At 72.0% G+C, this 15,173-nt stretch carries 9 protein-coding genes; 4 read left to right on the top strand and 5 right to left on the bottom strand.

Features of this window, described 5'->3' with window-relative positions; genetic code table 11:
* Positions 1-173 precede the first annotated feature (173 nt).
* Complete coding sequence (locus ACQP12_RS21805; protein WP_433281539.1) at positions 174-5,447, top strand: PxKF domain-containing protein; 5,274 nt, start codon at positions 174-176, stop codon at positions 5,445-5,447.
* 79 nt (positions 5,448-5,526) lie between these two features.
* Here ACQP12_RS21805 and ACQP12_RS21800 read toward each other — a convergent pair whose 3' ends face one another.
* Complete coding sequence (locus tag ACQP12_RS21800) at positions 5,527-6,768, bottom strand: hypothetical protein (protein ID WP_433281537.1); 1,242 nt, start codon at positions 6,766-6,768, stop codon at positions 5,527-5,529.
* On the bottom strand, positions 6,765-7,286 hold the full coding sequence (locus ACQP12_RS21795) for a SigE family RNA polymerase sigma factor (protein ID WP_357948425.1): 522 nt from the start codon (positions 7,284-7,286) through the stop codon (positions 6,765-6,767). The genes ACQP12_RS21800 and ACQP12_RS21795 overlap by 4 nt, the downstream gene beginning before the upstream one ends.
* A 176-nt stretch (positions 7,287-7,462) precedes the next feature.
* On the opposite strand from ACQP12_RS21795, the gene ACQP12_RS21790 reads away from it, so the two are divergent.
* Positions 7,463-8,080, top strand: coding sequence for an SUKH-4 family immunity protein (locus tag ACQP12_RS21790; RefSeq protein WP_433281535.1), 618 nt, complete (start codon positions 7,463-7,465; stop codon positions 8,078-8,080).
* A gap of 81 nt (positions 8,081-8,161) precedes the next feature.
* Here the strand turns inward: ACQP12_RS21790 and ACQP12_RS21785 are convergent, their stop codons facing one another.
* From ACQP12_RS21785 to ACQP12_RS21775, 3 genes are all read right to left on the bottom strand, one after another.
* On the bottom strand, positions 8,162-8,689 hold the full coding sequence (locus tag ACQP12_RS21785) for a hypothetical protein (protein WP_433281533.1): 528 nt from the start codon (positions 8,687-8,689) through the stop codon (positions 8,162-8,164).
* Between the two features lie 103 nt (positions 8,690-8,792).
* Positions 8,793-9,917, bottom strand: coding sequence for a DUF4236 domain-containing protein (locus ACQP12_RS21780; RefSeq protein WP_433281531.1), 1,125 nt, complete (start codon positions 9,915-9,917; stop codon positions 8,793-8,795).
* A gap of 159 nt (positions 9,918-10,076) precedes the next feature.
* Positions 10,077-10,910, bottom strand: coding sequence for a hypothetical protein (locus ACQP12_RS21775; protein WP_433281529.1), 834 nt, complete (start codon positions 10,908-10,910; stop codon positions 10,077-10,079).
* A 262-nt stretch (positions 10,911-11,172) separates the two neighbouring features.
* Between ACQP12_RS21775 and lysX the strand changes: the two genes are divergently transcribed.
* Both lysX and ACQP12_RS21765 read left to right on the top strand, forming a co-directional pair.
* Positions 11,173-14,481 (top strand): bifunctional lysylphosphatidylglycerol synthetase/lysine--tRNA ligase LysX, encoded by a 3,309-nt coding sequence (gene lysX / locus ACQP12_RS21770; RefSeq protein WP_433289363.1) that lies wholly within the window; start codon positions 11,173-11,175, stop codon positions 14,479-14,481.
* Entirely contained in the window at positions 14,478-15,146 is a 669-nt protein-coding gene (locus ACQP12_RS21765) for a DUF998 domain-containing protein (protein WP_433281527.1), read from the top strand. The genes lysX and ACQP12_RS21765 overlap by 4 nt, the downstream gene beginning before the upstream one ends.
* Positions 15,147-15,173: the final 27 nt, after the last annotated feature.

The following is a 15,173-nucleotide window of genomic DNA, read 5'->3' as shown; positions in this document are numbered from 1 at the left end:
CATGAATTGACCTGGCCCGACATCTTGCCGAAAAGGTTTTCGTAGGTCAGGGTGGGCGCTAGTGACCGGGGTCACGCCAACCAGCCGGAGATGACGCACGTCAGCTTCCGACCCCACCGGCGGCTGGCCGGTGACATCTCCGCGGGACCGCACCGCCACCAAGGAGATTGAGCATGATCAGTAGACGCAGAAGGAGACTGCCCGTCTGGTCGGCCGTGGCCGCGCTGGTGCTGGGAGGGGTGGTCGGCCTGCCGTCCGCGGCGCACGCCGACACCCCGATCCTGCCGGGCAACGAGGGCGACATCGGGCTCTACACCAACGGGCAGAACCACGTCATGGAGATCGGGGACCCGGCCTACACCAACGTGGGCGACGTTGCCGCGCAGCTCGCGCCCGGTGTGCCGTTCACCGCGAAGAGCATGCACCAGTCCATCTTCGACAAGGACGTCGCGGCCGGCGGCACCGACTACTACCTCGACCGCGTGCTGGGCGTGCGGGGCACCATCGGGTCGGCGGTGCTCATGACCAGGGGCCGCTCGCTGTACCTGCGCGGCGCGAGCAACAACAACTTCACCACCATGGGCTTCGCCGGCAGCACCTACGTCGGCGGCCCGAACAACCTCGGCAACCTGTACACGGTCACCGTGCCCGGGCAGACCGTCACCGAGGTCAGCGCGAACCGGTTCAACGCGCCGAGCCACGCCAAGGGCCGCTACACGATCGGCGCCACGGGAGTCACCGCCGATCTGACGAAGTTCATCACCTACGACAACGTCGCGGTCACGGCCATCGACTTCACCAACCCCGGTGGCTCGGCGGCGACGTTCACGGTCCGGGCCGCCTCGCCACTGGCCACCCAGGCCGGAGACGGCGCGGCCGAACTGACCGGCACCCGCACCATCACCAGTGGCGCCAACAACGGCCTCATCGACACGCCGTGGAACACCGTCACGATCGACCTCACCGGCGCCGGCTTCACCCGCAGCGGCGCCAACCTCGACCGTCAGATCACCGTGCCCGCCGGCGGCTCGGCGGCGCTGTCGGTGGTCGGCGCCGTCTCCTCGGCCACGCTGCCCGACACGGTCGAGAGCTACCAGGAGTACGCCGCGATGCCGCCGGCCCAGGCCGTGCGCACCGGCATCACCGGGTTCAACCGCCGCTGGGCCGAGGACATCCCCTACATCGACGTCCCCGACCCCGCCCTGGAGAAGGCCATCGTCTACCGCTGGTGGGGCGAGCGCTACAACACCCTCGACGCCAACGCACCCGGCTACGCCTACCAGTACCCCACCACCGTCGAGGGGTCGAACCTCTACCAGAACGCGATCGCGCTCACCCAGCCGATGCACCTGCAGGACACCAAGTGGCTGCGTACGCCCTACCTGCCGTACGGCCAGATCCTCAACATCGGCGAGCTGTCCGGTTCCTCGGCGTTCCTCGACAGCCCCGGTCACACCAGCTGGAACAACCACTACTCGCAGTACATCGGCACGGCCGGCCTTGAGGCCTACAACGTGCACGGCGGGGGCAAGGAGATCGCCGGCAGGTTCGCCCGCTACTTCGAGGGCGACGGGGTCGGCCAGCTCGAGCACTACGACGGCAACAAGAACAAGCTCATCGCCTACGACACCAACTTCATGCCGGGCAACGACGCCGACGCCATCTCGTTCGGGTTCCCGAAGGCCAGTGCCGGCGCCCCCGGCGCACGCACGATCGAACGCCCCGAGTCGGCGTACGTGTGGGGTGCGCTCGACGCCGCCCGGCAGCTCTACCAGATCGCCGGCGCCGGCCAGGCCAAGGTCAACGAGATGGCGACCGCAGCCAACGGCACCCGGGACGCGATCCTCAGCCAGCTGTGGAGCCCCGACATGCGGATGTTCCTGGCCCGCACGTCCTACGGCGCGACCAGCGCGGCCAGCTCCAACGGCAGGGCCAACCCGTTGCCCGCGTCGGCCCGTGCCCTGATCCCGGCCAAGGAGTCGAACCTCTACGACGTCTACGCCGAGGACCTCATCCCGTTCGACCAGTGGCAGAACTACGTCGACGGGTTCCGGTTCCTGACCTACGGCGACAACTTCCCGATCTTCCCGTTCTACACCGCCAACCAGTACGACCGTGCCGCCTACGGGATCGGCGGCTCCAACAACTTCTCCAACATCAACTTCACCGTGCAGTACCGCGGCGTCCGTTCGGCGCTGCGCCACTACGACCCGGAGCAGAAGTACGTCACCCCGGCGTACGCCAAGCGGCTGCTGGACTGGATGGCCTGGAGCATCTACCCGAACGCGGACCTGCGCGCGCCGAACCAGGCCGAGTACTACTCCAACTGGAACCCGACCGCGAAGACCTACAACCGCAACAACCCGAACCACGTGATGCTCGGGAACATGAACTACATCTTCGTCGAGGACATGGCGGGCCTCCAGCCGCGCTCCGACGACAAGATCGAGCTGTGGCCGATCGCCTTCGGCTACGACCACTTCATGGCCAACAACCTGCGCTACCACGGGCACGACGTCACGATCGTCTGGGACCCCGACGGCAGCAGGTACGGTCTGGGCGCCGGCTACAGCCTGTTCCTGGACGGCGAGAAGAAGGTCAGCACCGACAAGCTCGGCAAGCTCACCTACGACCCGAACACCAACAACGTCCAGGCCGAGGACGGCCTGACCGTCACCTTCACCGCGACGGCCGCGACCACCTTCCCGAGCGCGGTGGACACCGCCATCAAGGACGACCGCGTCGTCGGCTACCTCAAGACGGCCGGCATCGACCTCACCGAGGACGCGCCGAACCTCGCGACGGGCGCCACCCCGCACTCGTCGTACACCCAGCAGGGCGCACGGCCGACGCCGTGGCGCCAGTTCCACACGCCCGGCTGGAGCACCACCACGATGAACTACACCCCCGGCGCCATCGCGGAGACCGAGCGGCCGGTGTCCCTGGCCGCCGTGACCGACGGTGGCACCGCCAACGAGCCGTACTGGGGCAACTACGGAACCACCGACAAGAACGGGTACGTCGAGCTCGATCTGGGCTCGGCCAAGGCGTTCGACAACGTGAAGGTGACCTTCGTCAGCGACCGTCAGGCCGGGGGCTACCACGAGCCCTCGCGCTGGTGGGTCCAGGTGCCCGACGGCAGCGGGGGATGGAAGGAGGTGCCGAACCAGTTCAAGAACCCGACGGTTCCGGCAGCCAAGTTCAACGAGGCGCTCTTCAGGACCGTGAGGTCGAACAAGGTCCGCATCGCCTTCACGAACAGCCCGACCTTCTACACCGCGATCGCCGAGATCCAGGTGTTCGACTCCGGCCGCGAGGTGCCTCCCGTCGCCAACCAGGCGCCGGTGGTCACCGCCACGCGCGACGGCTCCTCGGACGGCAACCTGTCCACCCGCCTGGTCGGTACGGCCTCCGACGACGGCATCCCCTACGACAGCGAGCTCAGCTTCGGCTGGGAGACCGTCTCGGCGCCCCAGGGCGCGGGCGTGATCTTCGCCGACCCGAAGGCGCTGGCGACCCGCGTGACCGGCACGGTCGCCGGTGACTACGTGTTCCGATTCGTCGCCAACGACGGCGACAAGCGGTCGGAGGCAACCGTGGCGGTGACCCTCACCAAGCGCGCGGTCGCCGCGGAATTCGGCTCCTCGGCGACGGTCACCACCAGCGGCACCGCGTCGTGGGAGAACCACCAGCGCGTCAACGAGGCCAGCAACCCGAGCAGCTCCAACCCGGGCACCGGCAACGGCTGGGGCAACTGGGGCCAGACGCAGAACGGCACCAGCGTCGCGCGGGAGGCGTGGATCCAGTACAGCTGGACCTCGCCGGTGCGGCTGTCGTCCACCGACATCTACTGGTACGACGACAACGGCGGCACCCGCCGGCCCACCGCCACGACCTACGCCGTCGAGACCTCCTCGGACGGCACCACCTGGACGCCCGTCACCCTCACCAAGGGCTCGACGTACGCGGGCGGGGTGGCCGTCAACGCCTACAACCACTTCGACTTCGCACCGATCACGACGAGCCGGTTGCGCATCCGCATCTGGGGCGTCATGGGTGCCGGCGCGGGCACCGGCGTGCTGCGCTGGCGCGCCAACGGCGAGACGGTCGACTCGGTGCGTTCGCCGGTGCTGATGCGGACCGGCGTGGGCCAGGTGCCCACCCTGCCCAGTGAGCTCGACGCGGTCTACGCCGGCGGCGCCCGCGGGAAGGTCGGGTTCACCTGGCAGGAGATCACGCCCGAGATGGTCGCGGAGCCCAACGTCGATCCGTTCGTGGTCTACGGCACGAATGACGCCTACGGCCTGATCGCCGAGGCCCGCGTCTACGTGCGGCCCGAGATGTCCCAGGGCGGCATCTCGATCCAGGGCGCCGAGACGTTCGAACAGACCCTGGAGGTCGGCGAGCTGCCCTACCTCCCCGACAAGGTGGCGGTCTCGTACAACGACGGCTCCCGGGACAACCAGGCGATCGGCGTCGACTGGAACTTCGACGAGAACATCGTCAAGACCCCCGGCCGCCACACCGTCGTCGGTGACCTGATCCTGCCCGACTACGTCAGCGAGGCCGGCACCACGCGGACCACGCTGACCCTCACGGTGGGCACGGACACCGTGGCCCCGACGACGACCCTGACCTGGTCACCGGCGGAGCCGAACGGCGACAACGGGTGGTACACGACGGCCCCGTCCTTCACCCTCCAGGCGCAGGACGCGTTCGCCGTCGCCAGCACCCAGTACCGGCTCGACGGCGGTCAGTGGACGGCCTACCCGGGTACGCCCGTCACGGTCGACCGGGACGGCACCACCCGGCTGGAGTTCCGCTCGACCGACACCAGCGGCAACGTCGAGGAGCCCAAGGAGTCCACGGCCAAGGTCGACACCACCGCCCCGACGGCGACGTTCTCCTCGGCGATCGGCGAGGTGTACTTCGGCTCGGTGCCGCCCGCCCCCACGTGCACGGCGAGCGACGCCCTCTCCGGTCCGGCGGGATGCGTCGTCAGCGGCTACCGCACCGACGTCGGCACGCACATCCTCCTTGCCACGGCGACCGACGCCGCGGGCAACGTCGGCACCGCCGTGCAGTCGTACACCGTGCTGCCCTGGACGCTGAAGGGCTTCGCCAGCCCGGTCGACATGGGCGGGGTGTACAACACGGTCAAGGGCGGCAGCACCGTGCCCATGAAGTTCGAGGCCTTCTCGGGCGCCACCGAGCTGACCGACCCCGCGCTCGTCACGATGAACGCCAAGCAGGTCACGTGCGCCACCGGCGCGCAGGCCGACGACATCGAGGTGCTCGCCACCGGTGCCACCTCGTTGAGATACGACCCGACCGCCGGCCAGTTCGTCTACAACTGGAAGACCCCCGCCACACCCGGCGCCTGCTACACGCTCAGCGCCACGACACGTGACGGGTCGAGCCTGACCGCACTGTTCAAGCTCCGGTAACCGCCGACGAACGCACCGGAGGGGCTGCTGTCCGCAGCCCCTCCGGTCCGGGGGCGGTGCGGGACCGCCCCCGGACCGGTCACCGGCAGGTCCAGCGCACCGGCCGGACCTGGTCGTCGGACTCGAGCTTCCCGCCGAGCACCCGGCCGTCGTCGCTGAAACTGGTCACCGCGCCCTGCCGCTCGCCGCGCCAGCCGTCCGGCACGGGCAGTTTCACCGACCTCGTACCGATGATCACGCCGGGCACGTCACCCGAGACCGCACCGGCCAGCCAGCCCTGGCCGTTGCTCGCGCCGACCCAGCGGACGCCCGACAGCACCTCCGCCCGACCGGTCCGCAGGTCGATCCGCACCGCGTACCTGGGCAGGCCGTCGCGGGGGACTACCGTGACGTCGCGTTCCGCGGTGCCGGTCACCCAGCCACCGGCAACGGACGCGGGAAAGAACCTGGTGGCCTTCCCGCCGGGCACCGTTGGCAGCGGCAGCAACTCCGGCCGGGTGGCGCCCGGACGCCACACCACCGCGCGGGTGGGCCCGTCCGGGCTCCCGTTCGACATCGCGGCCAGGACGGTGCCGTCGGAGTCGACGTCGACGGCCGTGCCCTCCCACTGCGGGCCGGGCAGTGGCAGGTCGACCGGCTGGCTCCGGTACGAGTCCCAGACCACCGGCCGTTGGATCCAGGGTTTCTCGGGAACCAGATTGCGGTAGCCGACGATCCGGCCGGCGTCGTTGACGGCCGTCGCGCCCCCGGACCTCACCACGGGCAGACCGATGACCTCACCGTCGCGTACCGCCCACGCCCGCCAGTCACGGCCGGACGCTGACGACGAACCCACCGCCAGGCCGGCCCGGTTCACATCCGTCAACCTCTGCAACGAACCCGGCAGCTGGACCTCCCGGGCCCGGTCGCCCTCCCAGATCAGCAGGCCGAAATCCGTGCGGCTCTGCCCCTGCGGGGCCCGACGGCCGACCAGCCACCGGCCGTCCGGGTCACCGCCGGTGACCGCGCCCTGTGGATCGCCCGGCACGGGCAGCAGTGTGGCCGTGCACACCCCCTGCCACGGACCGGTCGGCGCCGGCGTCGACGGGCTGGGGCTCGCGGCCGGCGCAGGCGCCGCCCGACCGTCCCCGCCCAGCACCGCCGGCAGCGCGGCCATCGTCAGCACACCCAGCGCGGCCGCCCCGGCCGCCGCCACCCGGCGGTTGCGCCGCCGCCGGCGGGCCTCCCGGATCGCTCCCGGCAGGTCGATCCGGGGCGGGCCGGCCGGCTCGTCGTCCAGCCAGCGCAGCCGGTCGGCGACGTGTTCGTCATCGGTCCTCATGCCCATCGCTCCTTTCCGGTCCGGCCGGCCATCTCGCGGTCCCCGAGCAGCCGTCGCATCGCCGCCAGGCCGTGCGAGGTCTGGCTCTTCACCGTGCCGGGCGAGCAGCCCAGCGTCCGGGCCACCTCCTCCACCGGCAGGTCGTGCAGGAAACGCAGCACCAGCACCGCTCGCTGGCGGGGCGGCACCCTGGCCAGGGCGTCGCGCAGCACGGTCTGCTCCTCGACGCCCCGGTCCTCGGTGGACCGCACATCGGGTGGCCCGCCGAACAGGTGCACCCGCCACCAGCCGCGCCGCCGGGTGTCCAGGAAGTGCCGGACCAGCACCGTACGGACGTACGCGTCGAGCTGCTCGACCTCAGCGATCCGCGCCCAGCGCAGGTAGAGCCGCGTGGCGGTCTCCTGCACCAGGTCGTCGGCCAAGTCGCGGTCGCCGCAGAGTCCGTACGCGAGCCGCCGCAACGCCGGCAGGCGCGCCGTGACGTACTCGACGTATTCCTGGTCCGATGCATCCGGCATCCGGCCACCTCCCCTGGGGTTCACCGTTCCAGACGGCAGTGCGCCGGAAACGGTTGTACGCGATCACGGAACAGGCCCCGGGAATGGCCGGACGGAGGTGCCTGAGAGCCTGTGGTGGACCGACCAGCTGACAGTCGAACGGCGCCCGTGTGGCCGCCGAGTTCGGAGTTCCGGCAGTGCTCTTCGATGTCACCCGCAGCGAACTCGTCGACATCTTCGGCGAGGACCGGCTCACGACCCTGCCCGCCACCGCCTTCCCGCCCGCCGCCGCGGGCACCGAGGGCGCCCGCCTCCTGCAGACCGTCGGCGTCCCGACCGGGACGCTCTGGCTGCGGGTGCCCGACGAGGACTCCGGTCGGCTGCCCCTCGTCCAGGACGTCGTCGACGTCGAGGACTTCGAGGACGTCTCGGAGGACGCGGGCGATTGGCCCGTCATCGGCTGGCTGCTCAACGCCCACCTCGCCCTCGACCCCGGTTCCGGCAGGGTGCACGCCTTCGACGCCGACGAGGCGACCGCGCAGGAGGTCCACACGGACGTCTCCTCCCTCGTCCGGGTCACCGTCCGGCTCCAGCGCCTGCTCGACGAGTTCACCTTCAGCGGCGACGACGGCGACGAGGAAGCCGACTTCGAGCGCCTGGATCGCGAGGTCGAGCGTGTCCGTCAGGAGACGAGCAGCATCGACCCGTTCCCTTTTTGGGACGACGAGACCGTCTGGTCGGTGGTCGGCGACGAGATCGCGGCGGGCCAACGCTTCACGGGCAACAGCCCGGCAGGCCGCTCGCTCCACGGGTGACCGCCGGCAGCCGTCGCCCCCGCACCGCGCGGTCCGCGCGAGCGCCGCGCGCCGCCCCCGATCGGGTGGCGGACCGTGACGTCAATCGCCGGAGTATCCGGAGAAGTGGATGTGGTCGGGCTGACCGTCGCGGTAGCTGATCACATACGTGCCGGACCAGCGCTCCCGCAGACCCCCACCGGCCCGCATCCATTCCTGGACCTGAGCTGACGGCGGCATCGTGCTGCCGAAGGCCCTGATCAGCTCTTCACCGGTCAGCGGGGCCACCGTGGCGAAGCCGGGGCTGTCGGACCGGCCGTTGATCATGTCGATGATCGAGTGTGTGCCCGAGTGCGGTTGCGCGGCAACCAGGGTGTCCGGGTCGACGGGCACCGGGCGGCGTTTGCGTTCCCGCCAGTCCTCGATGATTGCTTCGCTGAAGCCGTCGTCGTCGTCGCGCGGATCCAACCGGGCCCGAAACTCCTCCTCCGTCAGGTCCAGGTCGGAGTCGCGCTCGACGGACTCCCGGTAGTACTCGCCGCGGTCGTACACCTCTTGGCGCAGTTGTTGGAGGGCGGCGCCCACGTCCGCCTGGTAGGCCACCACGTAACGCCACTCCGAAGCACCCATTGGTGTGTCCTTCCCCGGCCGATCCGCAGGACGGCATCCTGGCATGGGCATACGACGCTTCCGGCCCTGGTGCCCGGTCGCCGCCACGCCGGCTCGCTTGCCGTTACCGGCCGCCGGCGAGTTCGGTCAGGTCGACCGCGGCGACGAGCTGGGCGAGGGCGGGTTCGGCGGCGAGGTCCAGCGGGAGCAGTTCCCCGGTCCGTGCGCGGGCGTTGAGCAGCAGTTCCCGGTTGGTGTCGTGCACGATTGCCGTGGCGTCGGCGTTCTGCCACCGCACCCCGTGCAGGGCGGCACGGTCGAACGTCGCCGCGAGCAGGCAGGACATCCGCGGCCGGCCGTAGGCGTCGTGGCCGTCCTGGCGCAGGACCGCCACCCGCGCGGCGGCGATGCCGGGCGCGACGGCCAGAGCCTCCCGCACGGTGACCAGGACCTGGCCGCAGACGAACTGCTTGTAGTAGGCGGCGCGGTCGCGCTGGGGCAGCTTGCGCAGCGTCAGGTTGCCGGCCTGCGTCGTGGCGGGCATCCGCTCGGGCACCACCTGCTCTACGCCGGGTACGAGCACGGCCAGGGAGACCTCGTCGGCGCTGACTCCGACGGCGGCGCTGGGCGCCTCGTTGTCCTCGAAGGCCTCCTCCAGGGTTTCCAGCACGACCTCGGGCACGTTCGTGCGGAGTTGGTGCCACCGCTGGTCGAGGTACTGCTGCCACCCCGCCTGCTGCTCGAGCCGGCTGGCCCACTGACGTTGCATTTCCGCCTCGGTCCACTGCGCCGCCTGCTGCTTCGCCTGGGCCCGGCGGCTGCGCTCGAACAGCCCGATGCCGGCCAGCGCGTGGTTCTCATAGTGCTTGCGGATGCTGTCCCGATCAGGTGGCGCCGGTTGCGGCGCGATCGGCCGGGCGGCGGCGGGGAAGTCCACCCGGTGCAGCTCGAGGATGCGCTGGAACGCCTGGGCGAGGCGCTGGGCTTCCTCGGCTCGCTGCGCCTGCGCGGCCTGGCGCTGCTGCGCGGCGACCTGCCGCTGGTAGCTGGCCGCGGACGAGGACCGGCCACCGGATCGGCGGCCGCCCCCGAGGGAGCTGTAGAAGCCGACCGGTCCGACGCCGCTGGAGAAGCCGGTACGGCCGCCCCCGACGTGGATCCGGGCGGCGCGCGGCCCGACACTGGTGCGGATCCCTCGGGAGGAGGCCCGGATACGCACGCCCGGCGCCAACTTGATCGAGAACCCCATTCGCTGACCGTAGACCGCCACGACCTCGGCCCTGTTCATCCGGCGATCCGAGGTTGCCTCGCCGGTCGGGCCAGCTGGACCGCCAGGTCGGCGTCATGCAGGGTCAAAACGGTGACATGTGGTGGACGCGTTGGGTGGACGTGCGCCGCGCGATGCGCGTCAGCGAGCGGTGCCGCGGTGCGGCCGCCCGGCATCGCGACGGGGGCGGCGTCCGGCCCGGCCGGCGAGCAGGTTCAACCCCAGGGCGTACGCCGCGGCGCTCACCAGGAGGGCGGCGCTGGCGCCACGCCCCCAGTCGCCCACCAGCACGGGCGGCACGACCCAGACATCCATCGAGAGCCCCGCCAGTGCGATTGCCGTGCCGGCCGCGATCGGTGGGACGGCCCACAGCAGCACGTATGGCGCGTTGAACTGGTCGTCCTGCAGCAGCCCGGTCATGGTGGTGACGGCCCAGCCCGCCAGGAGTAGGAGCGCGAGCGACCAGCGCACTGCGGGCCGCCGCCCCTTGAGCAGCGCGCCGAGGCCGACGCCAGCGGCGGCGTAGAGGGGGTAGGCGGCCAGCTCACACAGGAGGACCCGGGCCAGGACCGGGGCGTCGAGTGGCGGGGTCGTCCAGAAGGATCCCTCGCGGGCCCGGGCGAGGGGGTACGCGACGGCGAAGGTTGCCCCGGCCAGGAGTGCCGCAAGCGGGACTGCCACCGCGAGCGCCCTTGCCTGCGTGTTGCGGCGGGCGAGGGCGGCGCCGGCCAACAGCGCCAGAACCTGCCCGCAGAGGGATCCAGAGGTGTACCGGAAGATCCGCGTGGCGTGGAGCGACTCATGCTGCTGTGCGCCGCCCTGCGCGTCGTAGTTGACCCAGAAATTGTAGAAACCGTCGTTGAACGGCATGGCGACGAGCGCGAGCAGGGCCACGGCCGGCAACGACCAGACGGCCGGGTGCGTCACCGTCCGCCGCAGCGCCGGCAGATCGACGCCGGCCATCCCCCGAAGCATCTGCCAAGCCTCGCCCGTCCTGGTCACGGTTCGGCCACGCCACCGCCACCGATCGGGGTGACCCGCTGATCCGACCGCCAGCGACTGTCGATGCCTGGCACCCAGGCTGTCGGCCCGGGGAACGTCCCGCCCGGCGTGTCGGCCGGGGACGGGTGCTTCTCAGCAGGCCCGACGGCGGGCGTGGCTACGATGAGGCCGGTCGACACCGGGCGTCGCCGGCACGAGGGAGGCCACGTTGACCCCGAGCACCGCGTCGCGGACGGTGGCGGACGCCCGCCGCACCGACCGGGACTGGCGGCGCCAGGTGCCCCGGGCCTTCGCCACGCTGCTCTGGGTGATCGCGGTGGTCTGCGCGCTGGCCGCGCTGAGCAGCGCCGTCCGCTCCGACATCCAGCCGGTCCGCACCGCCATCGACGCCCTGCTGCTACCCGCCCCGGCGAACCTGGCGTACGCGGTCTTCCTCGGCACCCTCGCCTCGGCGGTGCTGCGCCGCAAGCGGCTGGCGTACTGGGTGCTGGTCGTCTACTTCACCCTCAGCCTGGCCGTCGGCGTGCTGGCCGGCGTGCTGCTGCTGGTGGTCGGCAGCAACGACCTCACCGACGACGCCGGGGAGCGGCTGTTCAACTCGCTGGAGACGGTCGGCGTGTGGATCGGCATCGCCTTCGCCGCCGGGGCGCTGGCCCTGCTGCTGGCCGCCCGGCGGGAGTTCTACGCCCGGGTGCGCAGCGGCAGCACCCGACGCGCCCTGGGGGTCTTCCTCGGGCTGGCGGCCGTCGCGGTCGGGCTCGGCTACCTGCTGCTCCTGGTCGAGCCCGGCAGCCTGCGCACCTGGGTGGACCGACTCGGCTACGCCATCGAGAAGGTGTTCGGCGGCGCGATCACCCTGGACGTCACCCGGCAGGGACAGGCGCCCGGCTGGGTCAACCTGCTGCTCGGGGGGTTCGGCGCGATCGCCTTCGTCGCCGGCCTGTTCACCCTGCTCCGGTCGCAGCGGGCCGCCGCCGTGCTGCACCCCGACGAGGAGGAGCGGATCCGGGAACTTCTCGCCCGGCACGGCGGGCGCGACTCGCTCGGCTACTTCGCCACCCGCCGGGACAAGGCGGCGATCTTCTCGGCCAGCGGTAAGGCGGCGATCACCTACCGGGTGGTCAACGGGGTCAGCCTGGCCAGCGGGGACCCGGTGGGGGACCCGGAGGCGTGGGGGCCGGCCATCGAGGCGTGGCTCGACCAGGCCAGCACGTACGCGTGGACCCCGGCGGTGATGGGCACCAGCGAGGCGGGCGCCAAGGCGTACCACCGGCACGGGCTGAAGGTGCTGCACCTGGGGGACGAGGCGATCCTGTTGGCCCGCGAGTTCGACCTGGACGGCCGGGACATGCGCCCGGTCCGCCAGGCCGTGCACCGGGTGGAGCGGGCCGGCTACACGGCCCGGGTGCGCCGGCACGCGGAGATCCCGGCGGCGGAACTGTCCGAGCTGGCCCGGCTGGCCACCGCCTGGCGCGACACCGAACACGAGCGGGGCTTCTCGATGGCACTGGGCCGGCTCGGCGACCCGGCCGACGGCGACTGCGTGCTGGTCGAGGCGCGGGACGCGGGCGGCCGGGTGCGGGCGCTGCTGTCGCTGAGCCCGTGGGGCGCCGACGGGCTCTCGCTGGACCTGATGCGCCGGGACCGGTCGGCCGAGAACGGGATCACGGAGTTCCTGGTCGCGGCACTGATGGGCGCGGCACCCCGGCTCGGCGTCGAACACGTGTCGCTGAACTTCGCGGTGTTCCGGTCGGTCTTCGAGCAGGGTGCCAGGATCGGTGCCGGCCCGGTCATCCGACTCTGGCGGCACACCCTGCTGTTCTTCTCCCGCTGGTGGCAGCTGGAGTCGCTGTACCTCTCCAACGCCAAATACCAGCCGCACTGGACGCCGCGCTACCTGTGCTTCGCGGAGCGCCGGGAGTTGGCGCGGGTGGGCCTCGCCGCGGCGGTCGCCGAGGGCTTCGTCGCCCTGCCGGGCGGGCGGCCCACCCCGCTGCACGGCGTGCCGCCGGCCGGCGGCGGGGTGGGATACGTGCCGCCGGCCGCCGCGACGGTCCGGGCCGTGTCGCCGGAGCCGCCCGCGGTGCGCCTTCCCGAGCAGAGCCGGGTACGCCTGGCGAAGCTGGACCGGCTGCGCGCTGAGGGCGTCGACCCGTACCCGGTGGGCTTCGCGCGTACCGACACCTGTGCGGCGGTGCGGGCGCGGCACGCCGGGCTGGCGCCGGACACCGGCACGGGGGAGACCGTGTCGGTGGCCGGCCGGGTGTTGCTGGTCCGCGACCACGGGCACATCTGTTTCGCGACGATCCGGGACGGCAGCGGCGACCTGCAGTTGATGCTGGAGCACGACCTGGACCGGTGGCGCGCCACCGTCGACGTCGGCGACCACGTGGGCGCCACCGGCGAGGTGTACGCGACGCGGCGCGGCGAGGTATCGGTGCGGGTGACCGACTGGCGGCTGACCGCCAAGTGCCTGCGCCCGCTGCCGGACAAGCACCACGGGCTGGCCGACCCGGAGGCCCGGGTCCGGCAGCGCTACCTCGACCTCGCCGTGGATCCGGCGGCGCGGGACCTGCTGCGGGCCCGCGGCGCCGTCCTGCAGAGCCTGCGGCGCTCCCTGGCCGACCGGGATTTCCTGGAGGTGGAGACGCCGATCCTGCAGCGGGTGCACGGCGGCGCGAACGCCCGCCCGTTCGTCACCCACAGCAACGCGTACGACCTGCGGCTGAGCCTGCGTATCGCCCCCGAGCTGTATCTGAAGCGGCTGGCCGTGGGCGGGATGGAGCGGGTGTACGAGCTGGGCCGGGCGTTCCGCAACGAGGGCGTCGACCACAGCCACAACCCGGAGTTCACGGTGCTGGAGGCGTACCAGGCGTACGCGGACTACCACGTGATGCGCGAGCTGGCCCGGGAGCTGATCGTCGCCGCCGCGATCGCGGTGCACGGGTCGCCGGTGGTGCGCCACCCCGGGACGGGCGAGACCGTGGACGTCGGCGGCGGGTGGCCGGTCCGTACGGTCAACGAGGCGGTGTCCGCGGCGCTCGGCGAGGAGGTCTCCGCCGACACCGACCTGGCCGCGCTGCGCAAGTTCTGCGACGCCGCCGGGGTCGCGTACGACCCGCGCTGGGAGCGCGGCGCGGTGCTGCTGGAGCTGTATGAGCGGCTGGTCGAGGCGCGCACCGAGGCGCCGACCTTCTACCTGGACTTCCCGACCGACGCCTCGCCGTTGACCCGACAGCACCGGAGCGACCCGCGGCTGGCGGAGCGGTGGGACCTGGTGGCGTTCGGAATGGAGGTGGGCACCGCGTACTCGGAGCTGGTCGACCCGACGGAGCAGCGGCGCCGGCTCACCGCCCAGTCGTTGAAGGCGGCCGGCGGCGACCCCGAGGCGATGGAGCTGGACGAGGACTTCCTCACCGCGCTGGAGTACGCCATGCCGCCCACCGGCGGCCTGGGCCTGGGCGTGGATCGGCTGCTGATGCTGCTGACCGGTCGGTCGATCCGGGAGACGCTGCCGTTCCCGCTGGTCCGGAAGTCCTCGTGAGCCGGGTCGGCCGGGTCGGGGCGCTGCCGGGGCTGGCGCTCGGGCTCGCCGGAGTCCTCTACTCGTCGTGGCTGATCGGGCCGCTGCTGAACCCGGCGTTCGGCCTCCTCGACGGGTACGCCAGCGAGCTGGCCGCCCGGGACCAGCCGTACCACCTGGTGTTCGGCCTGGGTGACCTGGTCGTCGGCGCGCTCGCGTCAGCGACCGGGTTGGCGCTGGCCCGGCGGGCGGGGGGCTGGCCGCGGTGGGCGTGGTGGGGGCTGGTCGCCTTCGGCGTGGCCACCGCCCTGGACGGCACGGTGAGCTCGATGGACTGCGCGCCCTCGGCCGACGCCCGCTGCGCCCGGCTGGCGGAGCTGGGCGCGCTGTCCTGGCGCGACCAGGGGCACTCGGTCAGCTCGGCGGTGGCGATCGCCGCCGCGCTGGCCTCACTGCTCGCGATGCTGCTGGGCCAGCGCGAGCACCGCGTGTCGTTCCGCTGGGGGCTGGCGGTGGCCGCGGTGCTGCTGGTGGGCACGGCCGGCACCTTGCTCGAGCTGACCCGCCCGGGCGCGGCGCTGGGCGCCTGGCAGCGGGTCCAGCTGCTCGGCCTCTCCGGTTGGCTGCTCTACGCCGGCGGCATTGTCGCCACGCAGGGTGCGTCCTCGCCCAGCTCAGCGTGCTGACCGGCTACGGACCAACCCCCTTGACCC

Source organism: Micromonospora sp. CA-244673 (assembly GCF_050948395.1).
Taxonomy (GTDB): Bacteria; Actinomycetota; Actinomycetes; order Mycobacteriales; family Micromonosporaceae; genus Micromonospora.
This window is presented reverse-complemented; position numbering and strand designations above follow the sequence as displayed.

Coding starts and splice junctions, on each gene's coding strand:
- ACQP12_RS21800 (WP_433281537.1), bottom strand. CDS start 6,768: ATGAGGACCGATGACGAACACGTCGCCGACCGGCTGCGCTGGCTGGAC.
- ACQP12_RS21795 (WP_357948425.1), bottom strand. CDS start 7,286: ATGCCGGATGCATCGGACCAGGAATACGTCGAGTACGTCACGGCGCGC.
- ACQP12_RS21780 (WP_433281531.1), bottom strand. CDS start 9,917: ATGGGGTTCTCGATCAAGTTGGCGCCGGGCGTGCGTATCCGGGCCTCC.
- ACQP12_RS21805 (WP_433281539.1), top strand. CDS start 174: ATGATCAGTAGACGCAGAAGGAGACTGCCCGTCTGGTCGGCCGTGGCC.
- ACQP12_RS21785 (WP_433281533.1), bottom strand. CDS start 8,689: ATGGGTGCTTCGGAGTGGCGTTACGTGGTGGCCTACCAGGCGGACGTG.
- ACQP12_RS21775 (WP_433281529.1), bottom strand. CDS start 10,910: ATGCTTCGGGGGATGGCCGGCGTCGATCTGCCGGCGCTGCGGCGGACG.